Origin of the sequence: Acinetobacter zhairuonensis (genome assembly GCF_022601715.1) — a bacterium.
GTDB lineage: Bacteria > Pseudomonadota > Gammaproteobacteria > Pseudomonadales > Moraxellaceae > Acinetobacter.
This window is the reverse complement of record NZ_JAKVIM010000011.1, coordinates 33,886-59,671: the sequence shown is the minus strand read 5'-3', so window position 1 is coordinate 59,671 and position 25,786 is coordinate 33,886. Positions and strand designations below refer to the sequence as shown.

Below are 25,786 nucleotides of genomic sequence, written 5' to 3'. Positions count from 1 at the left end.
ATAATGAGTACCCAAACCAAATTCAGGTACTCATTCGGGTACTCATTTTCCGAAGTGACCACCTAAAAAGTGGCTTATGTGATCTCAAAGATGCAGACTAGAACTTCATGCAAGCATTTGTTTTTATGCAATAAAAAACCCCTTGAGTCTGTATATGCTCAAGGGGTTTCCTTTTCATCTGGTCCCGAGGGTCGGACTCGAACCGACACGTCATCTCTGACAGCGGATTTTGAGTCCGCCGCGTCTACCAATTTCACCACCTCGGGTAGGTGTTGATGCGTATATTAACCTGTTTGAAAAACTTGTCAACGCCAAATACTCACATTTGGTTACTTTTACAACAGAATAGTTTTTTTAGACTCTTATTTAACCAATTTCAAGCAAAAAATGAAAAAAAGCATATACTACAGCCAGTTTTTTTAGCGAAATGTGTCATGCAACTTTCTGACTTCAATTTTGATCTCCCTGATGAGCTGATTGCTCGATATCCTTTAGACACGCGTAGCGCATCGCGTTTGCTGCATCTAGATGCACAAGGTCAATATCACGACCATCAATTTACCGACATTCTGAATTTACTCCATGATGGTGATTTACTGGTTCTAAATGATACCAAAGTGATGAAAGCGCGCCTCAAAGGAAAACGTGCCACAGGCGGTGCCGTTGAAGTGCTGGTGGAGCGTCTGCAAGATACCCATATCGCACATTGCCATATTAAAGCCAGCAACTCGCCTAAAGCGGGTGCAGAACTGTTTATTGGTGCAGAAGAAATTAAAGTCACGGTTCAGGGTCGCCATGAAAATCTGTTTATTGTCGAATTTTCACAGCCGATTCTAGACGTTTTGGATCGTTGTGGTCAGCTACCTATTCCGCCTTATTTTAATCGTGAAGCGGAAGCGATTGATACTGAACGCTATCAAACCGTATTTAACGATCCAACTAAACTGGCTAGTGTCGCAGCACCAACTGCCAGCTTACACTTCGATCAAACTTTACTGGAAAAACTTGAAACCAAAGGCATCAGTAAAGCATTCGTAACACTGCACGTGGGCGCAGGCACTTTCCTCCCGGTACGTACCGATGATATTGCCAATCATATTATGCACAGCGAATGGTGTGATGTTCCCGCTGCAACGGTTGAACTGATCCGCCAAACCAAAGCACGTGGCAATAAAGTCATTGCTGTCGGGACGACTGCAACCCGAGCCGTGGAAAGTGCAGCACAGGCACATGGCGGTGTACTTGATGCGTGGGTCGGTGACACACAAATTTTCATTTACCCAGGTTATGATTTTAAAGTGGTCGACCGTCTCATTACCAACTTCCACTTACCTGAATCGACTTTGTTGATGTTGGTTTCTGCGTTATCCAATCGTGACAACATTTTGAATGCCTACCAACATGCAGTTGCGAAACAATATCGTTTCTTTAGTTATGGCGATGCCATGCTGATTGACCGCTATACAGGATAAACACAACAAGGACTGTTCCCGCTTATGCCGATGGATACTGTGCGACATTCGATTCACATTCGCCGCAAAAAGAATCAGGTGGTGTTTCACAATATTGCTCGGCTTTGGGATATCGGGCGTCAGGCACACAGCCATCAACACATCCTCGATGGCTTACATCCTTGGAATGCGCCCACGACCTTAAAATTTGAAAATGCCCTGCCTTGGTTGCTGGCAATCACTGGCGGTATTTTTATGCTGGCGATCCTAATTCAACCCAGCAGTCTTTGGGCACAAGCCAGTTTATTCTGCGGCGCATTGATGCTGTTTTGGGCCTATATTTGCTATGAAGATGATGATCCGATTGAAGAAGTTATTGATTACCTAGAACAACAAACGATCGCACAAAAATATCAACTGGCGTATCACCGTCAGCCGCAACATATTTCCATCCCTTTAAATCCTGTTTTATTTATTGCGCACTTAAAACGCCTATTCCCCTTGTTTGAGCAAGGCTCTCAGTCTAACGAGTTTCCACTCTATGCCAGTACAGTCTGGACGGACGAACAGGGACAAGCCCATCAGGTCATGGTGTTTCAATATCATTTCGTCAATGAAATGCGCATGAAAGACAAAGATGGTAATCAAATCAAAGTTCAGGAAGTACATCGTGATCTCTGGGGAGTGTTTGTCTTCGACATTGAAATGCCAGGCTTGGCCATTACCACAGCGAGTAAATCATTTGGTTATCCCTATTCATTTGCTTGGCACACCAGCGACATTCAAACCAATCAACGTTTGAAGTTTTATGGATGTGATCAAATGCAGATGGCAAAAACCCTCACCCCAGCAAGAATCCTCAGAATTTCTGACTTCTTTGAACATCGTGCTGGAGATTTAATGTTTCACCCTGAAAGCAATGTGCTGTGCTATTTGGGACCTCACGATTTATTTAAAATTTCCAGTAAAGCGCAAAACATTCAAGATATTTCCAGTTTACGTGGACACTTACGCACATTTAAATTACCGTATCTAGAACAGTTAAAATCTGACTTATTACAGCTTTTAAAATAACCATCACTATAAAGTACAACCATTAAGGGGAACGGCGTGGGGCTCTTCATTTTTTTATTGCTGATTATTCTGGCAATTGTCGCAATCATTATGATTCGGAACACAATTGTACGCTATCACAATGCTACCATCCGCGCATGGTCAGATGTCGCCAGTTACGAACGTCAGAAAATCAAAATCTTAGATGCCCTGACTCCACTGGTGGAACAATATTCTAGTTTCGAAAAAGGTACGCTGGAAAAGGTGACCGAATTACGTCAAAACATTCTGAATTTAAATCTGAACAATGCCGATGTAACACAACTGCAGCGTATTGAAAATCTGAATAAAGAATTGATGCACAGTTTAAATGTAGTGGTCGAGAATTATCCCGAACTCAAAGCCAATGAAATTTATCTGAAAATGATGAATGAAATTGAAGAGCAAAATGAAAATGTCGGTGCAGCGATTACCATTTTTAATCGCAATGTTGAATTGTTTAACAACCAAATTCAGATCTTTCCGCACAACATCATCAACACCATGACCGTAGGTAAAAAAGCGATTCGTCCATTCCGCGATACAGCCGCAATGCAAAATTTCGATTATCGACCAAACTTCTAATCATTTAAAAAGAAAAGCAGCATGACCAACCATGCTGCTTTTTTTCAGTTTAAGACAAATAACAAATCTGATTCCGACCTTCAGCTTTAGCCCGATATAGCAACTCATCTGCCAATTGCAAAAAGCTAGAAACATTCAAGAAGCTTTGCCCTGCACCATGGGTATTCACTCCAATACTCACGGTTACATCAGCAGGGAGTTCTTCACTCAGATTCGGAATGGTCAAATGCATGACAGACTTGCGGAAACGTTCAGCCAACATCACTGCATCATCCAAGGTTGTTTCAGGCATAATTACCACAAACTCCTCTCCGCCAAAACGTGCAACAAAGTCAGAGGCGCGACTAAACATTTTTTTCAACAATTGCGCCACTGCGATCAGGCAGCGATCTCCCTGCAAATGTCCATGCTCATCGTTATACTGTTTAAAGTTATCAATATCGATAAACAGTACAGACAGTGGACGATGATTGCGCTCTGCACGTTTAAATTCATGCTCGATACGTTCATTTAAGGCTTTACGATTCGCCACTTGGGTTAAGGAGTCGAGTAACAACAATTCTTGATTCTTTTTATTCAGTTCTTCGAGTTCTAATTCCATGCGCTTACGCTCAGAAATATCAAACATGAAACCAATAATCGCAATGGTGCGATCATTTTCACGGATCACATGCACCACATCGCGGATCCAGACATAACTGCCATCTTGGGTTAAGGCACGATAATCTGCCTCATGATCTGTGCCCTCATCAGACAAATTAATACACATGCCCACCGTTTTATCCCGATCATCGGGATGCATACGGTCAATCCAGTCTTGCGTAGATTTCCAACTGTCCTGTGGCCAGCCCAATAGGTTCTCAATTTGTGGTCCAATATAACTAAATTCTTTGGTATCCCAATTAATTTGCCATGGTATTGCATTGGTTGTTTCAAGCAGTGTTTTATAAAACTGCCATTCTTTTAATTCACTCACACCCCACCCCTAGGAATATCCATTTCATTATTAAACAAGCAGTAAACACTAAAATTAAGCTTAATTTAATCACCATTTATGGGTAAAAGAGAAACAAATCATTGCAGAACAATGTTTTACGCGACACACATCACACTAACTTATTTATATTATTTAGCACTGCTAATCTGATTTAACAGATCAATACATCACAAAACTGGCGTTTAATCGCAGAATCGAGGAAAATAGCCCTCTTTTTAGCTCGAACAATCAGCGAACTGTTTTTTCGCCTTGATTTGGAAACTGTATGAAGTTTGAAAAACTTGCGCAATCAGGGCGTGCACGCCGTGGTCGCTTAACACTTGAACATGGTGTGGTGGAAACGCCTGTATTTATGCCTGTCGGCACATATGGCACGGTTAAAGGCATGCTGCCACGTGATGTCGAAGACATTCAAGCCCAAATTATTTTAGGCAATACCTTCCATCTCTATTTACGTCCAGGCTTAGACGTCATTAAAGCGCACGGCGGCTTACATGAGTTCATGAATTGGGACAAGCCTATTTTGACTGACTCTGGCGGCTTCCAAGTCTTCAGTCTAGGCGCAATGCGTAAGATTAAAGAAGAAGGTGTGACCTTCCGCTCTCCGATTGATGGTTCTAAAGTTTTCTTGTCTCCAGAAATTTCAATGGAAATTCAAAAGACTTTGAATTCTGACATCGTCATGATTTTTGATGAATGTACGCCTTATCCAGCCACGCATGAAGAAGCGCAAAAATCTTTGCAGCTTTCACTTCGTTGGGCAAAGCGTTGCAAAACGCATCACCATGATGAATTAAACAATAGCAATGCCTTGTTCGGTATTATTCAAGGTGGCATGTACGAAGATCTGCGCGACGAATCTTTAAAGGGTTTACTTGAAATTGGCTTTGATGGTTATGCGATTGGCGGACTTTCAGTTGGTGAACCAAAAGAAGAAATGATTAAGGTGCTGGATTATCTACCAGTTAAAATGCCTGAGGATAAACCTCGCTACTTAATGGGTGTGGGTAAACCAGAAGATATCGTTGAAGGGATCCGTCGTGGCGTCGACATGTTTGACTGCGTGATGCCGACGCGTAATGCACGTAATGGTCACTACTTTGTAACGGATGGCTTAGTACGTATCCGTAACAGTAAATACCGTTTCGATCAGCAACCGCTTGATCCACACTGTGATTGCTATACCTGCAAAAACTTTACCCGTGCCTACCTGTTCCATTTAGAAAAATGTGGCGAAATGCTCGGTTCAATGTTGGGTACCATTCACAACTTACGTTACTACCAACGCTTCACCCAAGACATTCGTAATGCCCTCGACAACGGTACTTTTGATGCCTTTGTAGAAGACTTTTACCAACGTCGTGGCTTAGAAGTACCCCCTTGTCCACAAGATTAATTCTTTCAGCATTTGCGCTGAAGAAAAAGACAAGGTAAATTGCAGAACAAGTCTATTTATTATCAAATTGATACCAGTTTTTATTGTTTAGGAAATTGAAATGAGCCTTTTTATTTCTACTGCTCACGCAGCAGGTGAAGCTGCACAACAACCAAGCCTGATGGCTAACTTACTGATGATTGCGGTTTTCGTCGCAATTTTCTATTTCCTGATTTGGCGTCCGCAATCTAAGCGTGCTAAAGAACACCGTTCTTTGGTTGAAAGCTTAGGTGTGGGTAGCGAAGTTGTGTTCGCTGGTGGTTTGATGGGTAAAATTACTAAAATTGAAGGTGATTTTGCAGTGGTTGAATTAAACCGTGGTGTAGAAGTGAAAATTCAACGCGCAAGTGTGATTTCAGTTCTTCCTGAAGGCACATTAAATAACCTTTAATCAAAAAATAGTCGTGCACCTCGCACGACTTTTTCATTTTAAGAAGAAAACAAATGCGTTACCCAGCATGGAAATATCTACTGATTATTGTCGTTCTCATAATCAGTACATTATATGCCCTGCCTAGTTTGTATCCTGATGAACCTGCTGTTCAAATTTCAGGTGCCAAAGCTGGTACTCAAATTGACCAAAGCATCATACAAAAAGCAGAGCAAATTTTAACAAGCGAAAATATTGCAACGCATGACAATAGCTTTACCAATAACGCTGCATTACTGCGTCTCGATTCATCTGAAGCTCAGTTAAAAGCCAAAGATGCATTACGTCGTGGGCTTGGCGATAACTACGTTGTTGCACTGAACCTTGCGCCAACCACACCTGAGTGGTTGCAGAAAATTGGTGCTAAACCAATGAAGCTTGGTTTGGACTTACGTGGCGGTGTTCACTTCTTACTTGAAGTGGATATGGACAAAGCGATCAGCCAGCGTATGGAAACTTCGGCAACCGATCTGCGTCGTCAATTGCGTGACAATAAATTGAAGTTCAATAGTCTGTCATTGAATAACAATACCATCACCTTGCAATTTGCGAACAACACAGACCGTGATGCTGTGATGGGCTTCTTACGTAGCAATAGCACTGAATTTGCTCAACAAGCAGTTGCTTCAGATACAGGTGCAAGCTTGCGTTTGACGTATACCGATACACGTAAGCAAGAAATTCAATCTTATGCGGTCAATCAAAACTTAACTACCTTACGTAACCGTATTAATGAGTTAGGTGTTGCTGAAGCACTGGTACAGACGCAAGGTAATAACCGTATTGTGGTGGAATTACCAGGCGTACAAGATACCGCAGAAGCAAAACGTGTTTTAGGTCGTACTGCGAACCTTGAATTCCGTCTCGTATCCGATCAAAACGACCAATATATCGACCCATATACGGGTAAATCTAATGGTCAGCCACTGCCTCCAGGTACTGAAGTTTTTGCCTACCAATCCCTCGACAGTGGTCGTGAGTTATTACTCAACCGTAACCGTATTCTGACGGGTGAACGTGTTCAAAATGCTTCTTCTGGCTTTAGCCAAGATACTGGCGGTGCTGAGGTAAATATTACCCTCGACAGCGCAGGTGGCAAGCTGATGGCAGATGCGACTCGTAATGCGGTTGGCAAACGTATGGCAGTTTTGTTTATTGAAAATAAACAGAAGATTAGCTATGTGACTGATCCGAAAACAGGTACGCAAACTGAAGTGCGTACACCGTATGCAGAATCTGTAGTGATCAATGCTGCAACCATTCAAGCGGTACTCGGCTCGCAATTCCGTATTACAGGTCTAGATTCACCGCAAGAAGCGGCTGAATTGGCATTAATGTTACGTGCGGGTGCTTTGGCTGCACCAATGTACTTTGTAGAAGAGCGCGTAGTTGGTCCTAGCCTCGGTCAAGAAAACATCGACAAAGGTGTGTTATCCACCCAAATCGGTTTCTTACTGGTGGCCATCTGGATGGTGGTGTTCTTCCGCCTATTCGGTTTAATCGCCAACTTTGCCTTGGTGTTCAACTTGGCCATGATTTTAACCGTCATGTCTTGGATTGGCGCCTCCCTCACCCTGCCAGGTATTGCAGGTATCGTCATCACTATTGGTATGGCAGTCGATGCCAACGTCCTGATCTGCGAGCGAATACGAGAGGAAATGAAATGGGGAGCTTCACCGAAGCAAGCCATTATTGCAGGTTATGACCGAGCCTATAACACCATTTTAGACTCGAACTTAACCACCTTCTTGGTTGCTTTCATTTTGTTTGCAATTGGTACAGGTCCGATCAAAGGCTTCGCGGTGACGTTGATGATCGGTATTATCTGCTCGATGTTTACTGCCATTACAGTAACGCGTGCGATTGTCCAATTGATCTATGGCAAAAAGCGTGACTTGAAGAAGTTGAGCATTTAAGGAGATCGATGATGACTGACATGACTCAACCAAATTCAAAAAAATATGGTCGCCCAGATGATGAACGTGTAATCGACTTTATGAAAATTGCGAAACCAGCCGCAATTTTCTCGATTATCCTGACCATCGCCAGTATTTTCTTTATCGTGACTCGGGGTCTGAACTTAGGTTTGGACTTCACAGGTGGTATCTCTGCTGAATTGAACTATGCACAACCTGCGAACCAAGCAGCTGTGGTACAAGCACTAGAGCAAGCTGGCTTCCAAGATACCGTGGTTCAGACGCTAGGCAGTAATAAAGACCTGTTGGTGCGTATGCCACCGCAAGACCTAACTGTCGAAGACCTGAACAACTCCATCACCAAAGCGGTACAGTTACCCAATAACACCGTAACCGTGCACAAGGTGGATGTCGTCGGTGGACAGGTTGGTAATGAACTCTATGTACGTTCTGCGGGTGCTGTTGCACTTGCAATGATCCTGATGTTGATCTACGTCACTATTCGCTTTGAGTTCAAACTTGCAATGGGTGCAGTATTATCATTATTCCACGACGTGGTGGTGACTATTGGTATTTTTGCCTTGATGCAGTGGCCATTTGACCTGACTGTACTGGCAGCAATATTAGCGCTGATCGGCTTCTCTCTGAACGATAATATCGTGGTGTCCGACCGTATACGTGAAAACTTCCGTAAAATCCGTGGTGCCGAACCGCGTGAAATCATCAATATTGCATTGACTGAAACCTTACGTCGTACCATCCACACCTCTATGACGCTACTTTTAGTGGTTGTCGCAATGATGGTGCTCGGTGGCGATGGTTTGAAGTGGTTCTCTGTTGCCATGTTTATTGGTGTTTTTGTGGGAACATACTCATCGATTTATATCGGTACAGCATTTGCACTTTGGCGTGGTCTCAACCGTCAAGACTTTATTGTTCAAGTAAAACCTGAGTTTGATGAGGAAGAAATTCCTTAAGTCCTAAACAACAGGCTCAAGTACTAGCTCATCTTCGGATGGGCTTTTTTTAATGCTGAATAATTTGAATCTGCGGCCACTGAAAGCCGCGACAAGATGCTTCTGCCTGCCAAGCCACCGTCAGCATCATCTGTCCTAAAAGATAGTTCTGATAGGCAAAGCTACCAATGTCAGGATGCTGACACATCCCTCCATCATGAATTGGATGCACTTGCGTATTCAACTCTTTCAAAGTGAGACGAATCCCTAACCCAGATGCTTTTAGTACTGCCTCTTTGGTGGTCCACACCCGAAACCAATATTCAGAGGAGTAGTCTGATTCAGCCCAACAACGCAGCTCTTCAGGATGAAAAGCATGTTGTGCCAGTGCTTCAAAACGCACAGCCCGATCCAAATCTTCCACGTCAATTCCCACCTGTGGAATCGAGTCACTGAAGGCTAAAGCATAATGCTTGCGACTATGGCTGTGATTAAAAGCAGCCTGCGGAAATGGTGCTAAATAGGGCTTGCCATATTCAGTCTTGGAGAAATCAGTATTCTGGATTTCATTTTGTAAGTGCTGTGTCAGTAATTGATTACGGAATTGATAGATGGCCTGTTTTTGCAGTTGTATTTTGGCTTTACGTTCCAAACCATCAGGCAACTGAATAAATTGTTCCAAGCAACTGACGTCTATATGAATCGATTTTGTCACACCTATCCCCCTTCATCCTGAACCTATTCTAAAAGAATTCAGAAGTTAATCCCAAAAGAAAAGCCCAAAGATCACTTTGGGCTTTTGCTATCCGAGCGTTCAAGCTTGGCTTAACGCTTGAATTTTTTCTCTGCTTTTTTGAACTTCTGTACATAACGACGTTTACGCGCAGCAGTACGTTCATCCACTTGCGACTTACGCCCTTCAAATGGGTTTTCAGAGGTTTTAAACTCAATGCGTACAGGCGTGCCTTCCAGTTTATACACACGACGGAACACATTTTCCAAGTAACGACGGTAATCTGCTGGTGTTTTATCTACTTTGTTACCATGAATCACGATCGTTGGTGGATTTTGCCCACCCATATGTGCATAACGCATTTTAATGCGACGACCACCCACCATTGGTGGTTGATGTGCATCTACAGCATCACTCAAAATTTGCGTAATTTTGGCTGGTGAAACTTTCAAATGCGAAGATTCATAAGCACGATGGATCGATGGGTACATTTCCCCTACGCCCGTACCATGCAGTGCAGAAATTAAGTGAATTTTTGCCCATGGAATGAAGTCAAAACGACGTTCAACATCTAGCTTACACTGTTTACGATCATACTCAGACATGTTGTCCCATTTGTTGATCGCAATCACCATGGCACGCCCTGCTTCCAGTGCATAACCAATAAGGTGCAAGTCTTGCTCTACAATACCTTCACGAGCATCAACAACAACAACAACAACATGCGCATCCTTCATGGCTTGTAATGTTTTCACAATCGAGAATTTCTCGATCATTTCATCCACTTTACCTTTACGACGCACACCCGCAGTATCAATTAGGGTGTATTGACGACCATCGCGTTCAAAAGGAATATAAATCGAGTCTCGTGTTGTGCCGGGTTGGTCAAATGCCACCACGCGTTCTTCGCCAAGCAAACGGTTAACCAATGTCGATTTACCCACATTTGGGCGACCAATAATCGCTAAACGTAAACCTGTATTTTTGTCATGTTCTTCTGGATTTTCATCTTCTGGTACATCTGCCAGAACATCTTCCAGCATTTGTTGTACACCACGACCATGACTTGCCGCGACTTGGAGTGGCTCACCCATGCCTAGCTTATAGAATTCCACTAATGCAGCTTCAGCATGTACGCCATCGACCTTGTTGGCAACAAGATAAACTTTTTTACCTAAAGTACGGAGTTCACGTGCAATCTGTTCATCCGAAGCCAATAAGCCCGCACGTGCATCGACTACAAAAACAATAATATCTGCTTCATGAATCGCAGTTTTAGACTGCTCTGCCATGTAAGAATCGATTCCACCTTCGTTTTCACCGATACCACCGGTATCAACTACAATGAAAGATTTATTTTGATAAACAGCATCGCCATATTTACGGTCGCGCGTCAGACCAGCGAAGTCAGCTACCAAAGCATCACGGCTTTTGGTAATCTGGTTAAATAAGGTTGATTTTCCGACGTTCGGACGACCAATGAGCGCAATTACGGGTTTCATAGATTAACCTTTATTCAAGATCAGCCAGTAGGACTGGTCTGAACATCAGAAAAATGGAAGAATTTAAAAAATGCTAAATAAAACACGGGGCATTGAATTTTCTCAAATACCCCGTGTTCAAAAAATACGGATTTGACTTAGTTTAACATAAGGCAGACAAAAATTAACGGTTCTGCCAAACGCTAAATGTACCCTTACGTGTCGCCACTGTGAGTTGACCGTCAATAACACGTAATGTACGCACCGCACCACTGGTTTTGGCACGGCCAATTAACTGACCTGAATTCGGATCAATCAGGTGTAATACCCCATCTAAATCACCGACCACCAAGTCTTGACCAAAAAGCACAGGGTTGCTCAACTCACGGTTCAAAAGTTGTTCATTTTGCCACAATTGCTGTCCTGTCGCCAAATCATAAGCAGTGAGTTTGCCATCCGCTTGCGCTACAAAAACTTTATTATCTGCAACTTCAGGGCGTTTGGTGCTGCTCGCATCTTCACTCCAAATCACTTGTTGTGAAGCCAAATCAGTCGCCGTCACTTGACCTTGAAAGCTGGTGGTGACTAAAAGCTGACCTGCAACTACAGGATCTCCATCCACATCATTTAAACGCTGAATATCAGAGCGACCATCGCTGACTGCAACACGGCGCTGCATACGTGGCACACCACTTAAAATATCCAAGGCATACACATACGCATTGGCTGAAGACACCAATACAGTACGGCTATCTAACGCAACAGGTGTTGAAGTTCCGCGTAAACTAAACTGAACATTGGGCAGATCATAGCTCCAAACTTGCTGTCCAGTCTCTAGGTCATGCGCATAGACCGTGCCATCATTGCTCACAGTGACCACACGACCAGATTGCACCAATGAAGGTGCTAAAATTGCACCTGTTAATTGTGCAGTCCACTTTTGCTCACCCGTCGCTTCATCCAGCGCAAACAATTGACCTTTGTGATTACCGACAATTACCAGTCCATCTTTGGCTTCTACACCTGAACTCAGACCTTGTTTAGAGATTTTTTTACTCCAAACTTTGTCTTTGCCACGGTAAGCTGCGACTTCACCGTTAGGATCAGCAATAAAAATCACGCCATTATCGATATCAAGTTGCAAACGTAATGGATCGGCTACTGAAGTCGATGAAACACTTTGTGAAAAGACCGCAGCTAGACTTTTCGATTGTTCGAGTTTTGGTAATGGACTTGGTTTTGCATCTTCAACTTTAATTTTGTTACTTGAGCAACCAACCAAAGCAAGCGTCAAAATTGTTAGTGCAAACGGTATTTTATATTTTCTATCCATCAAGACTCATCCACTTGTGTTTCTAAAATTGGGCGTTCGATTTCAGGATCATCCACTAAAACGCCAACACTTTCGAGTTTAATTTGTAAAATTTGACGCTCTTGTTTACGCTCAACCAATGCATCCCATGCACTTTGATAGGCTTTCTTTGCATTTTCTACATCATTCTTCGCCACATAGACATCACCACGTGCTTCATCTGCGGTTGCTTTGAAGGCTGGATCTGTCACAGAGGCTAAAGACTTGAGTGCGTCTTCATATTTATTTTGCGCCAACTGTGCATAAGCTAAACGTAGCTTGACGACTTGAATCAAACCATCATCTTTCACTTTAGAGTTTTCTACCTTTTTCAAGGCTTTCTCTGCACCTGCATAGTCAGCATTGTCATACGCCAACTTTGCCATCACAAACTGGGTCTGAATCGCCTGAGCTGAATCTGGATTGTCTTTCACAATTTTATCCGCTGCTTCAGTCAATTCAGTCATCGCATTCAGATTACCTTGCACGCTACGCGCATCATCCATCAATTGCTGGACTTTTGCCGTTTGCATTTGCGACTCAGCAAGGTTTTTCTTTTGCCAGTATTCCCAACCGAAAAAGGCAATCAACGCAATTAAAATCCCACTAATCATGGCTGAACCATATTTTTTCGTGAAGGATTTTAAACTCTCAAGTTGTTCTTCTTCACTCAATGATGCGCTCATTTGATTACCCTATTCCTGAATGTTATTTGACTCTTATTTTGAAGAAAATTTTTCGATGAAGAATGGTACTACATCGGCAATAGCGACTTCAGACTGCTCTGCAGTTGCTAGTGCTTTAACAGCGAATTGCTGTGCTTCCCACTCACGCTCACCCAAGATCAAGGCATAGATTGCACCTGATTGATCCGCCTTTTTCATTTGGCTTTTCATGGAGCCTTGAGAGCCCACTTTTAAACGCAATGGGCTTTGTACTGCTTCTAGCTGATTACGGATTTGTTCCGCCAATAGCAAAGCTTTACCTTGAGACGCAGGATCTGCTACCAAGAAAATTTCGCAATCACATACTGGAGCTGCATCTTCAACTTGCTCTAACAAAAGCAATAGACGCTCCATGCCCATAGCAAAACCAACCGCTGGTACAGACTGATCAGCCTTTCCTTTAAGCTGTCCGACCAAACCATCATAGCGACCACCTGCACACACCGTACCTTGTGAACCCAAATGTGTAGTCGTCCATTCAAATACAGTTTTGTTGTAATAATCTAAACCACGAACCAGTTTCTGATTAATCACAAACTCAATGCCTGCATCGCTTAAATACTGCTGCAAAGTTGCAAAGTGCTGCAAGGTCTCTTCACCCATAAAGTCATGCAATTTCGGTGCATTTTCTAAAATGGTTTGGGTTTTTGCATCTTTAGAATCAAGGATACGCAGAGGATTCGTGGTTAATCGGCGCTGTGAATCTTCATCCAAATCATTTTTATGTGATTCCAAGAACTCAACCAAAGCCGCACGATAAGCAGCACGCTCGTCAGACTCTCCGAGCGTATTTAACTCTAACTGAACTTTGTCCGCGACACCCATGCGTTTCCATAGACGTGCAGTCATCAAAATTAGCTCAGCATCCATATCAGGCGTTGCCACACCAAAGGTTTCCACACCAAACTGGTGGAATTGACGGTAACGCCCTTTTTGTGGTTTTTCATAACGGAACATCGGTCCGATATACCACACGCGCGGGGTTGCGCCACGGAGTAAATTATGCTCAAGCATGGCACGCACACAACCTGCCGTTCCTTCAGGACGCAGTGTCAAAGACTCAGGCGGATTACCTTTGTCTAAGAACGTATACATTTCTTTTTCAACGATATCCGTCGCATCACCAATCGTACGTTTGAACAAATTAGTTTGTTCAACAATAGGCAAACGGATTTGTTGATAGCCATAGGCATCCATTAACGATGCTAAATGTTGCTCTAGACGTCTCCATGCAGGTGTTTGCGTTGGAAGAATGTCATTAAAACCTTTGATTGCGACAATTGAACTCATGATGAACTACGAATGATCTCTTTAGATTTAGCTTCTTCAAGCTCTTGAACACGTTGACGAACCATTGTTTCGATTTCATCAACTAACTGTTTGGTATCAATTAAATGGCTTTTCTCACCATTACGATACACAAGTGAACGTGGACTTGCCCCCACCACGCCAATATCCGCCTCTTTGGCTTCACCAGGACCATTCACTTTACACCCAATCACCGAAACGTCCATTGGGGTACGAATGTCTTCCAGACGCTCCTCGAGGTCTTGCATGACTTTAATGACATTAAATTCTTGACGCGAACAACTCGGACAAGCAATGAAGTTAATGCCATTAGAGCGTAAGCCTAATGATTTTAAAATATCAAAACCGATTTTAACTTCTTCTTCGGGTTCTGCCGCTAAGGAAATACGCATGGTATCGCCAATGCCTTCCATCAACAGACCACCCAAAGCAATTGCAGATTTAACTGAACCCGTACGGTAAATACCCGCTTCAGTCACACCCAAATGCAAGGGGTTATCAATTTGCTGAGACAGCAAACGATAGGCATCCATAGTCAAAAACACATTCGATGCTTTCACTGATACCTTGAACTCATGGAAATTCAAACGGTCTAAAATATCAATATGGCGCATCGCTGATTCAAGCAGCGCTTGACCCGTCGGCTCACCATATTTCTTTTGAATATCTTTTTCCAGGGAACCCGCATTCACACCAATCCGCATGGAAATATCATGATGACGTGCAGCCGCCACCACTTCACGAATCTTGGCTTCTGAACCAATATTCCCTGGATTGATACGTAAACAATCCGCGCCCATATCCGCTACTTTCAATGCGATTTTATAATCGAAGTGAATGTCCGCCACCAAGGGTACTTGTACACGCTTGCGGATTTCACCAAAGGCTTCTGCAGCTTCCATTGAGGGCACAGAAACACGCATGATGTCAGCACCTGCATCTGCACAACGCTGAATTTGCGCGACAGTTGCATCAACATCACAGGTTTCGGTATTGGTCATACTCTGAATGCTGATTGGGGCATCGCCCCCAACATACACAGAACCCACACGAATTTTGCGGGTAGGACGGCGTTTAATCGGGTTTACAATCATGATTATTTACTCTGGCACCATTAACGAGATAAACGGAATTCTGCTTTCCCATTTACCGTATATGGTGACAATGAAATCTGCTCATTGTTCAAACTTAATGACACTGCGGATGCATCATCCAAACGAATCTGGAATGGTGATTCACCATTTAAAGTCAATGTACTGGCTTGACGACCTGTCGCCAAAACTTTACCTGCCGAATCCACAATATGAACTGAGGTCGGACGGTTAAAATTCAAGACCAATTGATCACCAGAAACTGCTGTTGCACCACCTACAGACAAGACCTCAACCTCAGATTTACTTGCGTCTGCAGCACTGCCTTCAGAACTACTACTAGACGAAGTCCAGTTTTGTATGGTGCCGATAATCGCAGTTAAAATCAACAGAACCACGATTGCAATCACTGAACGCTTTAACCACTTACGGTTACGCTCACTTTTTGAACCCGGTAGTTTCCCCATAATCTTGATCGGAGAGTTGTCCAAAGCATGATTGGGCACCATGCCAGTATCATTGGCATAGATTTCGTCAAAGCGCTGGATGAGTGATGTTGCATCGACATTCAAATACTTTGCATAAGTACGATAGTAACCTTTAATAAAGGTTGCTTCTGGCAAAGACTTATATTCATCATGCTCTAATGCAGTCAAAGTTTTTACAGGAATTTTTAAATCTGCAGCAACTTCACTTAATTCACGCTTTTGGGCAATACGTTTTTGGCGCAAGTATTCTCCAGGACGCTGGACATTTCCTAATGCATTAGGTACTACGCTTGAACCATTCGATTGCGGTGAATTAGGATTTACTTCCATACGGCCTCAGTACTGTACTGTAATTGCAAATAACGTGTATATTCTTGGCTATCTGGGAACAATGCACGTAGTTGGTTCACCAACACTTGCATACCCATCTTGTCGCCATTGGCTCGCGCAATACGGATACCAATCCACAATGCACGTGCACTCTGATTTTTCTGCCCAACTAGACGAACAAATTGTTCATATAACTGTGTCGCAGCAGGAATTTGTTGTCTTAAATAAAATATTTCCGACAACTCTAACATTGAAACATAGGAATTCGGATTTGCTTGCAATGCTTGTTTGAATGATTTTTCAGCATTTGCTGTATCACCTAACTTTAAGTAAATACGCCCTAAATTTTCCAATGCCCTAAATCGCTGATCATACCCTAAGGTTGAACCAGCGATTGTCAATTGTTCAATTGCTTCATTATAACGTTCTACGACGTATAAATACGTACCATAGTTGTTACGAGCTTGCGCATTTTTCGGATCTGCGGAAATGGCACGTTTAAAGTGTGCCTCCGCTTTTTCCATATTGGCTGGACTACCTTCTTGCTGCAATAGCACACCCATCATCATATTGGCGGTAGAATCTCGTGGTTCCATTTCCAATGCTTGATCAAGTGCACGCTTTGCTGCATCCAAGTCGCCCTTACGGATATATTCTGCTGCCAATTGTGTACGAACTTCTACTGCTTTCTCTGGATTTTTTTTAAACCCTGGTGCCGATGAGGTGGTTGTTGTAATACAACCCACCAACGACATTGAAAGACAAAACATTGTAATACTTGCAAATTTGTAGGTGGGTTTACGCAATTGACAGCCCCTTTATTATCCTTTTGAGCGCAAAATCTCATTCTGCGCTGCTACTTTTTTCTTCCATTGCTCTGCACGGCGTGTACGGTCAGCCACCTGACCGACCAATTGTCCGCATGCAGCATCAATGTCATCGCCACGTGTCTGACGAATCGTACACACAAAACCTGCATCAGACAAAGTTTTTTGGAAAGAAATAATTCGGTTACGGCTTGAACGCCCGTATGGTGCGTGCGGGAATGGATTGAATGGAATTAAATTAATTTTACTTGGTAAATTCTTTAACAATTTTAATAACTGCTGCGCATGTTCAGGCTGGTCATTCACCCCATCCAGCATCACATATTCAATCGTGACATGACGACGCGCACTTTCATTGCCATCTTTCGCCAAATAACGCTGACATGCTGCAATCAACTGATCCAAAGGGTACTTTTTATTAATAGGTACCAATTCATTTCGTAATTCATCATTTGGAGCATGCAATGAAATTGCCAATGCAACATCAATGTCTTGCGCCAACTGGTCAATTTTCGGCACTACACCTGAAGTCGATAAGGTCACACGACGTTTCGACATACCGTAGGCAAAATCATCCAGCATTAACTGCATTGAACTGAGTACCGCATCATAGTTGAGTAATGGTTCGCCCATACCCATCATCACGACGTTGGTCACAGTACGCTCACGTTCTGCAACTGGCACCTCTTCCATATAAGAGTAGTTTGCCATCCAGAGCTGACCAATAATTTCCGCAGGGCTTAAATCACGCTGGAAACCCTGTTTGCCTGTCGAACAGAATGAACAGTCTAAGGCACAACCCACTTGTGAAGAGATACACAAAGTTTTACGCGCACCCGTTTTGTCTTCTGCGGGAATCAATACGGTTTCAACCAATGAACCTGCACCATCACCTACACGGAACACCCACTTACGCGTACCATCTTTAGAATAGTTACGGTGTACAACTTCTGGCGCTTTAATTTCACATACGCGCTCTAATTTTTCACGCAACTTGCCTGAAATGTTGGTCATTTCAGCAAAATCAGTGACGAAATATTGATGGATCCACTTCATTACCTGTCCGGCACGGAATTTCTTTTCGCCCATAGCTTCAAAGAACTGTTCCAATTCAGAACGTGACATGCCCAGTAAATTCACTTTTTCCACACTAGATTGTTGTGTTGGAGTGGACAAAGATTGTTGCGATTCATCAGAAGTTGCAGATGAAACGACCACTTCAGTACTCATGTGTAATTACCTAAACCATGTCGAAGAGAGAAGAAGATTGCTCAATATTCAAGCAAATAAATCTAAAGAGAATAAAAAAACCAGATAAGCAGTATAACACTTATCTGGTTTGAAGTGTCTCGATTAACGAGTGCGTGGGCAAACTTCAGTTTGAGCGAAGAAGTAGTTTACTTCGCGATCAGCAGATGCTACAGAGTCAGAACCGTGAGCAGCGTTTTCGTCGATGCTTACAGCGAAATCAGCACGGATCGTACCAGGAGCAGCTTCTTTAGGGTTAGTAGCACCCAAGATTTCACGGTGAGCAAGAACTGCATTTTCACCTTCAAGAACAGATACAACAACTGGACCAGAAGTCATGAACGCAACTAAGTCAGCAAAGAAACCACGTTCTTTGTGTTCTGCGTAGAAACCTTCAGCTTCAGCTTGAGAAAGGTGTTTCATTTTAGTCGCAACGATTTTAAGACCAGCTTTTTCGAAACGAGCAAAGATGTCACCAATGTGGTTTTTAGCTACTGCATCTGGTTTAACGATAGATAAAGTACGTTCAATAGCCATGATCGGCTCCTTAAGTCAAATTAGACATGAAAATTTTGCCGCATTATACCGAATAATGAGCAATTATCAGCTTTTGATATGTAAAAAAACTGGATTTTTTCGATGTGCTGCTGGAAAAGCCTGAATTAGCTGGCTTCGTCAATCCAAGCCATTTGAATTGCTTCGAGCAAACCTTCTGTGGATTTATTCGGATCATCAGCAAAATCTGGTAAAGCACATACCCATGCATGCAGGTCGGTAAAACGAATCCATTGCGGGTCCACATCTGGATGTGCTTCATATAATTCAATCGCGATATCCATGGTATCGGTCCAACGTAAACCCATAACTGTTCCTAATCTATGCTATGTCTACGCTACTTTAACAAATTTTAGCAGGTCTGAAAAACTACTCAGTATCATGCCATCTACAAGACCAGACTAAACATCGGTGCACAAGCAATAACAACTGCTGCCACACTTGCTCCAATAATGGCGCCAACAGCAACGTCACTTGGGTAATGCAGACCCAATACCATACGGGATAATGCCACCAATACGGTGAATGGCAACATCAACACCAATAAAATTGGCTGAACCGAACCAATCACTACACTTCCCATCACCGCATGTAAGGTATGTCCTGACGGAAAGCTAAAATGATCTAAAGGACGTTCACACAATCGAATCACTTGATGAACTTGATAAGGTCGTGGACGCACCGTCTTGGTTTTTAGAATTTTATAAATAGCTGTTCCCAGCAAAGAACCTACAATCAGATACAGCATTTGCACACTATAAGATAAACCCTGCAAAATCCACAGGCTCATCAACATGATGTACCAGAAAACTCCATCACCTAATCGGCTGATCAATTTAAAAAAATGTGCCACTCGCTCTGAATGGGAAAAATGGTTCAGATATAAACAGCCTTTTAAGTCGAGATCGAGCATTTTTATTTTTGCATTCTTAAAATTCATAATTTCTCTCCTCAAGCTTTTGTTTTGCTTACGCTATCATTCGTGTTTCCTTAGCCACTTGATATAAAGCCTGCTCCAATTGCATGACAGGAAGCTGCCAACCCATTTCCATCACTTTAATTCGAGCACGCTGCCCCATGCTGTTGAGTATGTTTGGACTGGGTAAACGCTGCATTTGTGATGAAAAACTATTTACATCACCCAGCGTGCTTAACCATCCCGTATTGCCATGCTCGATATGAGCATGCGCACATGCATAATTATAAGCCACCACTGGCAAACCACTAGCCATCGCTTCCAAAACAACGTTACCAAAGGTTTCGACTTGGCTGGCGAATACAAAAGCATCAGCACTTGCATATACACTAGCAAGATTCTTACCAGTTAAGCTGCCGGTAAAAATCACACCATGCGCCAGCCCCAATGCTTCCAGTCGCTGGCGGTCAGGTCCATCGCCCGTGATCACCAATTTGTGCTGTTTTTCATCTTGTTGTTGCATACATATGAAGTTACGAATCAGCACATCAATTTCTTTTTCTGGTGATAATCGCCCCACATAAAGCATGACGGTGGTATTGCTATCCGCCCCCCAAGTGCACCGATATGCTTCAGAACGATAGAGCGGAGAAAATTGTTGAGTATCCACCCCTCGCCCGACGACAACCAAGGGACATTTAATGCCAAATTGCTTAAGTGCTTTCTCGGTGTCTTTGCTCGGAACACAAGTCAATTGGGTATTGTTATGAAACCAGCGTAAATAGTGCTGTATAGGTTTCACCAGAAATGCCAAATCGAAGAAGCGGCTAAAATCTTGGAAAGGCGAGTGAAATCCACTAGATACTGGAATATCTCGACTTTTGGCAGCATGTAATGCGGTTAAGCCTAATGGTCCTTCAGTCACCACATGCACCACATTGGGCATAAACTCATCTAAAACACTGGCAACTTTCAGAAACTGCGGCCAGCCAAATTGCAGACTCGGATATTTAGGGATACTTTGTGCTGTGACCAGACATTCTTTATTCGGCATAAAATCCATACACGATTGAGTCTGGCTCGGACGAATAAGTAGAATTTTATGCCCCTGCTTTTGCAGTCCTTTACACAGTTGCATCAGCGATAAAGCCACCCCATTCACTTCTGGCGGCCATGTTTCTGTGACAATTGCAATTTTTAACCGTGGGCGAACCAGATCATTTAAAACACTTATTTCTTCTAAGCTACTTTTGTTTTTTTGTAATTTGAAATAAAACTTAAAACTGTCTGGAAAATCTTGTTGTTTTAGCAGGCCCACAGTGGATATGTTAGACATATGACACCTATTGCTTGATTTTCCCTTAGCATAGATGTCCAGTTTGACAGTTTGATGATAAATTCATGACAGATTCAATATAGACCACCAGCATATTGCAAAGATTATCTAGTCATCTCTTTTCTTTGCAGCACCCAATCCTGATTATCCCTTTCAATTCAATATATGGGTAGGTTCATCAAACCAATCCATGCCAATAATTTTTCCAGCCGCTCCACTTTTTCAGGGTTAAACTGCTGTGTCTCTCGTTCTTGTAAGCGCTTTAATTCCTTATAGGTAGATAAACCCAAAGTTACATCTACAAATGCTTCTTTCGGAATTTTGGTGGTATATATGGGTCTGGTAGGAAGCTCCACCCGATGCCAAAGTTGACCCTCTAACTCAAACTCACTTTGAGTTGAATAATGATATCCAATATTCGCCGAGGAGATATTTTCAACAATTCGCACTTCTTCCTCATATACCCATTCTTGCATTTTATAAAGGAAACCATGCTTCAGAAGATTTTCACTCACCTGCCAATTTAATGAGCTCGAATTACCTATTGAAAGTAAATTATCCATATTGGCGGCATTAACACCTTTGGACACTGTTTTTAAATATCTAACTTCGCCTTTCTGGGCTGGAATTACATATTGATCAATATTTTCAAAGCCAGCTTTTTCAGTATCAATACCAATGACCATTCCTTTATAGCTATCAGCATAATGCGACCACATCAGTGGATTCAAAGCCGTTCTGGTTAGACTCAAAATACAATATTTTCTCAAAAAACGATTTCGAAATGCATTGATTACAACAGGTAAAGGAACGTCCGAATCATAAAACCCCAAACCCGTGCCTCCAAATGGATCATTAAAGTCCTCTAAATGAGGAATCCCAAAGTACTTGTTTCCAAAATCTTTAAACCAGCTTCAAAACTGACATATTTATATAGAATCATTCTTCTTATCCCATAAAAAACCCTCGCTTTCGCAAGGGTTTTTATCGCATATCAATCAGCTAGATCATAAAATTAGTTCTTTTCTTTGTCTACGATTTTGTTTGCTTGAATCCAAGGTACGAAAAAAATGAAAGCAGTGCTTTTATCTTTTTGAGGCACGTAACCATAAACATAAAAAACCCACTCAAATAGAGTGGGTCTTCGCAATCAAATCAATTGATTCGAGAAATTAGTTCTTCTCTTTATCAACGATTTTGTTTGCTTGAATCCAAGGCATCATCGCACGTAATTTAGCACCCGTAACTTCAATACCGTGTGCCGCATTTTGACGACGACGAGCAGTCATTGATGGGTAGTTCAACGCACCTTCGTTGATGAACATTTTCGCATATTCACCAGATTGAATACGTTTAAGTGCATTGCGCATCGCTTCACGAGACTGTTCGTTGATGACTTCAACACCAGTTACGTATTCACCATATTCAGCGTTGTTAGACACTGAGTAGTTCATGTCCGCAATACCACCTTCAAACATTAAGTCAACAATTAACTTAAGTTCGTGTAAGCATTCGAAGTAAGCCATTTCTGGTGCATAACCAGCTTCAACCAAAGTTTCGAAGCCCATTTTCACCAATTCAACCGCACCACCACAAAGAACTGCTTGCTCACCAAATAAGTCAGTTTCAGTTTCTTCACGGAATGAAGTTTCGATGATACCTGTACGACCACCACCTACGCCAGAAGCATAAGAAAGCGCTACGTTACGTGCATTACCAGAAGCATCTTGGTGAATTGCGATTAAGTCAGGCACACCTGAACCACGTTGGTATTCTGAACGTACAGTGTGACCCGGTGCTTTTGGTGCAACCATGATCACATCTAAGTCTTTACGTGGCACAACTTGGTTATAAAGAACAGAGAAACCGTGAGCAAATGCTAAAGTTGCACCTTCTTTGATGTTTGGTTCAATCACGTCACGATAAAGTTGAGCTTGGAACTCATCTGGAGTCAAGATCATTACGACGTCAGCTTGAGCAACTGCAGCTGGAACTTCAGATACTTTAAGACCTGAGTTTTCAGCTTTTTTCCAAGATGCTGAACCCGCACGTAAACCTACAGTTACGTCTACGCCAGAATCTTTTAAGTTAAGCGCGTGTGCATGGCCTTGTGAACCGTAACCAATGATCGCTACTTTCTTAGATTGGATGATAGATAAGTCGCAGTCTTTATCGTAAAAAATTTGCATTGCTGTCTCCGCTAAAATGCTTTGTATTCTGTAATTCCATCAAGGGGTTTATTTTTTGATGAAATCCTCCTCTTTCTCAAAAGGAGGTTGAATTGTGTTAAATAATTAAATGGTTAAAACTTTTTCGCCACGCGCGATGCCTGAAACACCAGAGCGCACAACTTCAAGGATGGTGTTTTCAGCTAATGCATCAATAAAACCATCAATTTTTTCAGTCGTACCCGCGATTTGAATGGTGTAGGTCGTTGGTGTCACATCAACAATCTGCGCACGGAAAATGTCCGCAGTTCGTTTAATTTCAGCACGTGCCGAACCGAGTGATTTCACTTTAATGAGCATTAATTCACGCTCAATATGTGCACCTTCAGACAAATCAACCACTTTCACCACCTCAACTAATTTATTCAGTTGTTTGGTGATTTGCTCAATTTTGTGATCATCGCCATACGTCGTCAGGGTCAAACGTGACAAAGTCGGGTCTTCAGTTGGTGCAACATTCAGTGTTTCAATGTTGTATCCACGTTGCGAGAATAAACCCACTAAACGAGAAAGCGCACCAGCTTCGTTTTCAACGAGTACAGAAATAATGTGTCTCATGAAGTACGCTCTCCTTTACCTAACCACATATCTTTCATCGACTGACCCGCAACCAACATTGGGTAAACGTGTTCAGTACGATCGACCATGACATTAATGAATACACATTTGTCGTTAATTGCCATCGCTTCTGCAAGCTTAGATTCAAGCTCGTCGGCATGGTCAATTTGAATGCCAACGTGACCGTAAGCTTCCATCAATTTGGCAAAATCAGGCAATGAGTCGACATAAGAACTTGAATGACGTCCTTCATAGTTCATATCTTGCCACTGCTTCACCATACCTAAAGCTTGGTTATTCAAGCACAAGATCTTCACATTTAAGCCATATTGCTTACAGGTTGAAAGTTCTTGAATACACATCTGAATTGAGGCTTCACCAGTAATACACACGACTTGCTGGTCTGGGAAGGCAAGTTTTGCCGCCATTGCATATGGCAAGCCAACACCCATGGTGCCTAAACCACCCGAGTTAATCCACTGACGTGGACGCGTGTATTTATAGTAAAGCGCACCAAACATCTGATGTTGACCCACATCTGAAGTAATGATCGCTTGGCTATTGGTAATTTTGTCTAATGCTTCAACCACCTGTTGCGGTTTCATTGAACCATCAGTTGGTTTGTCATAATTCAAACCATGCACTTTGCGCCATTCATTGATTTGTGACCACCAAGCCGCAATCGCTTCAGGATTTGGCTTAGACACATTCATTTGTTTGAGCTGTGCCAACATTTCCTGAAGTACAGGCTCTACTGCACCCACAATTGGAATATGCGCAATAATGGTTTTTGAAATCGTCGCAGGGTCGATATCAATATGAATCACTTTTGCATTTGGACAGAATTTTGCAGGATTATTGGTCACGCGATCATCAAAGCGCGCACCGACACACAAAATCACATCTGCATTGTGCATGGTCATATTGGCTTCATACGTACCATGCATCCCCAACATACCGATGAACTGCTCATCGTTACCCGGGAAAGCACCTAAGCCCATCAATGTATTGGTCACTGGATAGCCCAATAAATGTGCCAATTCAGTTAATAATGCGGATGCATTGCCTTGAACCACACCACCACCTGAATAAATTACAGGGCGTTTGGCATTGATTAATTCATCAATCGCTTTACGAATTTGACCTGAGTGACCACGATGCGGTGGTTGATAAGAACGCATCTTCACTTTTTCAGGATATTCGTAGGCAAATTTATCTGCAGGATTGGTTGCATCTTTCGGAATATCGACCACAACAGGACCTGGACGTCCACTTGCCGCGATATAGAATGCTTTTTTGATAACTGCAGGAATTTCACTTGCATGACGCACTTGGAAACTATGTTTCACGATTGGGCGAGAAATACCCACCATGTCTGTTTCTTGGAATGCATCTTCCCCAATTAAATGCGAAGCCACCTGACCAGACAAAATCACCATTGGGATTGAGTCCATATAAGCAGTTGCAATTGGAGTAACTGTGTTAGTTGCACCTGGTCCTGAAGTGACCAGAACTACACCAGTTTTACCTGTAACACGTGAATAAGCATCAGCCATATGACCAGCAGCTTGCTCATGACGTACGAGATAATGATTGATTTTGTCTTGTTGAAAAAGCGCATCGTAAATGTGTAAAACTGCGCCGCCTGGGTATCCAAAAACATGTTCAACGCCTTCGTCCGCTAATGCGCGAACAAGCATTTCACCACCAGATAAAAGTTCCAACGTGATTCACCCTAATCTTTTATCA

At 42.6% G+C, this 25,786-nt stretch carries 25 protein-coding genes and 1 tRNA gene; 7 read left to right on the top strand and 19 right to left on the bottom strand.

Translation table 11 applies throughout. The features are described 5' to 3' along the window. Positions 1-179: 179 nt before the first annotated feature. Positions 180-266: transfer RNA gene (locus MKI85_RS10300), tRNA-Leu, on the bottom strand. Between the two features lie 168 nt (positions 267-434). On the opposite strand from MKI85_RS10300, the gene queA reads away from it, so the two are divergent. From queA to MKI85_RS10285, 3 genes are read left to right on the top strand one after another with little or no spacing between them, the layout of a single operon-like run. Beyond that, a complete protein-coding gene (gene queA / locus MKI85_RS10295) occupies positions 435-1,472 on the top strand; it encodes a tRNA preQ1(34) S-adenosylmethionine ribosyltransferase-isomerase QueA (RefSeq protein ID WP_241627498.1) in 1,038 nt (345 codons plus the stop codon). 24 nt (positions 1,473-1,496) lie between these two features. Continuing rightward, complete coding sequence (locus tag MKI85_RS10290; protein WP_241627496.1) at positions 1,497-2,525, top strand: hypothetical protein; 1,029 nt, start codon at positions 1,497-1,499, stop codon at positions 2,523-2,525. A 36-nt stretch (positions 2,526-2,561) separates the two neighbouring features. Then, positions 2,562-3,128 carry a LemA family protein gene (locus MKI85_RS10285; RefSeq protein ID WP_241627494.1) on the top strand — a complete coding sequence of 189 codons (567 nt, stop codon included), beginning with the start codon at positions 2,562-2,564 and terminating at the stop codon, positions 3,126-3,128. A 49-nt stretch (positions 3,129-3,177) separates the two neighbouring features. On the opposite strand, the gene MKI85_RS10280 is transcribed toward MKI85_RS10285, so the two are convergent. Beyond that, positions 3,178-4,104: a sensor domain-containing diguanylate cyclase gene (locus MKI85_RS10280; protein WP_241627493.1), complete on the bottom strand. Its 927-nt coding sequence runs from the start codon at positions 4,102-4,104 to the stop codon at positions 3,178-3,180. Between the two features lie 286 nt (positions 4,105-4,390). Here MKI85_RS10280 and tgt point away from each other — a divergent pair, with 286 nt between their 5' ends. The 4 genes from tgt (at position 4,391) to secF (ending at position 8,883) form a co-directional block, all read left to right on the top strand. Beyond that, positions 4,391-5,521: a tRNA guanosine(34) transglycosylase Tgt gene (gene tgt / locus MKI85_RS10275; RefSeq protein ID WP_241627491.1), complete on the top strand. Its 1,131-nt coding sequence runs from the start codon at positions 4,391-4,393 to the stop codon at positions 5,519-5,521. A gap of 100 nt (positions 5,522-5,621) precedes the next feature. Next, a complete protein-coding gene (yajC, locus tag MKI85_RS10270; protein ID WP_100242021.1) occupies positions 5,622-5,951 on the top strand; it encodes a preprotein translocase subunit YajC in 330 nt (109 codons plus the stop codon). Positions 5,952-6,004: 53 nt separating this feature from the next. After that, the gene (gene secD / locus MKI85_RS10265) at positions 6,005-7,906 is read left to right on the top strand and encodes a protein translocase subunit SecD (RefSeq protein ID WP_241627488.1); all 1,902 of its coding nucleotides are present in this window, start codon (positions 6,005-6,007) and stop codon (positions 7,904-7,906) included. Between the two features lie 8 nt (positions 7,907-7,914). Beyond that, positions 7,915-8,883 (top strand): protein translocase subunit SecF, encoded by a 969-nt coding sequence (secF, locus tag MKI85_RS10260; protein WP_241627487.1) that lies wholly within the window; start codon positions 7,915-7,917, stop codon positions 8,881-8,883. A gap of 49 nt (positions 8,884-8,932) precedes the next feature. On the opposite strand, the gene MKI85_RS10255 is transcribed toward secF, so the two are convergent. From MKI85_RS10255 to MKI85_RS10175, 17 genes are all read right to left on the bottom strand, one after another. Further along, entirely contained in the window at positions 8,933-9,577 is a 645-nt protein-coding gene (locus MKI85_RS10255) for a 4'-phosphopantetheinyl transferase family protein (protein ID WP_241627485.1), read from the bottom strand. 110 nt (positions 9,578-9,687) lie between these two features. Then, positions 9,688-11,097, bottom strand: a complete 1,410-nt coding sequence (der, locus tag MKI85_RS10250; protein ID WP_241627484.1) for a ribosome biogenesis GTPase Der — start codon at positions 11,095-11,097, stop codon at positions 9,688-9,690. Positions 11,098-11,260: 163 nt separating this feature from the next. After that, positions 11,261-12,409, bottom strand: a complete 1,149-nt coding sequence (bamB, locus tag MKI85_RS10245; protein WP_241627482.1) for an outer membrane protein assembly factor BamB — start codon at positions 12,407-12,409, stop codon at positions 11,261-11,263. Continuing rightward, complete coding sequence (locus MKI85_RS10240; protein WP_241627480.1) at positions 12,409-13,113, bottom strand: YfgM family protein; 705 nt, start codon at positions 13,111-13,113, stop codon at positions 12,409-12,411. Before MKI85_RS10240 ends, bamB begins: the two co-directional genes overlap by 1 nt. A 33-nt stretch (positions 13,114-13,146) precedes the next feature. After that, positions 13,147-14,442, bottom strand: coding sequence for a histidine--tRNA ligase (hisS, locus tag MKI85_RS10235; RefSeq protein WP_241627478.1), 1,296 nt, complete (start codon positions 14,440-14,442; stop codon positions 13,147-13,149). Further along, a complete protein-coding gene (ispG, locus tag MKI85_RS10230) occupies positions 14,439-15,554 on the bottom strand; it encodes a flavodoxin-dependent (E)-4-hydroxy-3-methylbut-2-enyl-diphosphate synthase (protein WP_161934347.1) in 1,116 nt (371 codons plus the stop codon). The genes hisS and ispG overlap by 4 nt, the downstream gene beginning before the upstream one ends. A gap of 20 nt (positions 15,555-15,574) precedes the next feature. Beyond that, positions 15,575-16,369 (bottom strand): helix-turn-helix domain-containing protein, encoded by a 795-nt coding sequence (locus MKI85_RS10225; RefSeq protein ID WP_241627477.1) that lies wholly within the window; start codon positions 16,367-16,369, stop codon positions 15,575-15,577. Next, positions 16,360-17,124 carry a type IV pilus biogenesis/stability protein PilW gene (pilW, locus tag MKI85_RS10220; protein WP_241627615.1) on the bottom strand — a complete coding sequence of 255 codons (765 nt, stop codon included), beginning with the start codon at positions 17,122-17,124 and terminating at the stop codon, positions 16,360-16,362. The genes MKI85_RS10225 and pilW overlap by 10 nt, the downstream gene beginning before the upstream one ends. 66 nt (positions 17,125-17,190) lie before the next feature. Next, positions 17,191-18,426, bottom strand: a complete 1,236-nt coding sequence (rlmN, locus tag MKI85_RS10215) for a 23S rRNA (adenine(2503)-C(2))-methyltransferase RlmN (protein WP_241627475.1) — start codon at positions 18,424-18,426, stop codon at positions 17,191-17,193. A gap of 123 nt (positions 18,427-18,549) precedes the next feature. Beyond that, complete coding sequence (gene ndk, locus MKI85_RS10210) at positions 18,550-18,981, bottom strand: nucleoside-diphosphate kinase (protein ID WP_016166212.1); 432 nt, start codon at positions 18,979-18,981, stop codon at positions 18,550-18,552. A 125-nt stretch (positions 18,982-19,106) separates the two neighbouring features. After that, the gene (gene iscX / locus MKI85_RS10205; RefSeq protein ID WP_100242009.1) at positions 19,107-19,307 is read right to left on the bottom strand and encodes a Fe-S cluster assembly protein IscX; all 201 of its coding nucleotides are present in this window, start codon (positions 19,305-19,307) and stop codon (positions 19,107-19,109) included. 80 nt (positions 19,308-19,387) lie between these two features. After that, positions 19,388-19,939, bottom strand: coding sequence for a phosphatase PAP2 family protein (locus tag MKI85_RS10200; RefSeq protein WP_142767780.1), 552 nt, complete (start codon positions 19,937-19,939; stop codon positions 19,388-19,390). A gap of 28 nt (positions 19,940-19,967) precedes the next feature. Beyond that, complete coding sequence (locus tag MKI85_RS10195; protein WP_241627473.1) at positions 19,968-21,251, bottom strand: glycosyltransferase family 4 protein; 1,284 nt, start codon at positions 21,249-21,251, stop codon at positions 19,968-19,970. A 158-nt stretch (positions 21,252-21,409) separates the two neighbouring features. After that, on the bottom strand, positions 21,410-21,970 hold the full coding sequence (locus MKI85_RS10190; RefSeq protein WP_241627471.1) for a DUF2971 domain-containing protein: 561 nt from the start codon (positions 21,968-21,970) through the stop codon (positions 21,410-21,412). Positions 21,971-22,423: 453 nt separating this feature from the next. Continuing rightward, on the bottom strand, positions 22,424-23,440 hold the full coding sequence (gene ilvC / locus MKI85_RS10185; RefSeq protein ID WP_241627470.1) for a ketol-acid reductoisomerase: 1,017 nt from the start codon (positions 23,438-23,440) through the stop codon (positions 22,424-22,426). A 105-nt stretch (positions 23,441-23,545) separates the two neighbouring features. Continuing rightward, positions 23,546-24,037: an acetolactate synthase small subunit gene (ilvN, locus tag MKI85_RS10180; RefSeq protein ID WP_004697653.1), complete on the bottom strand. Its 492-nt coding sequence runs from the start codon at positions 24,035-24,037 to the stop codon at positions 23,546-23,548. After that, complete coding sequence (locus MKI85_RS10175; protein ID WP_241627468.1) at positions 24,034-25,761, bottom strand: acetolactate synthase 3 large subunit; 1,728 nt, start codon at positions 25,759-25,761, stop codon at positions 24,034-24,036. Before MKI85_RS10175 ends, ilvN begins: the two co-directional genes overlap by 4 nt. Positions 25,762-25,786 lie beyond the last annotated feature (25 nt).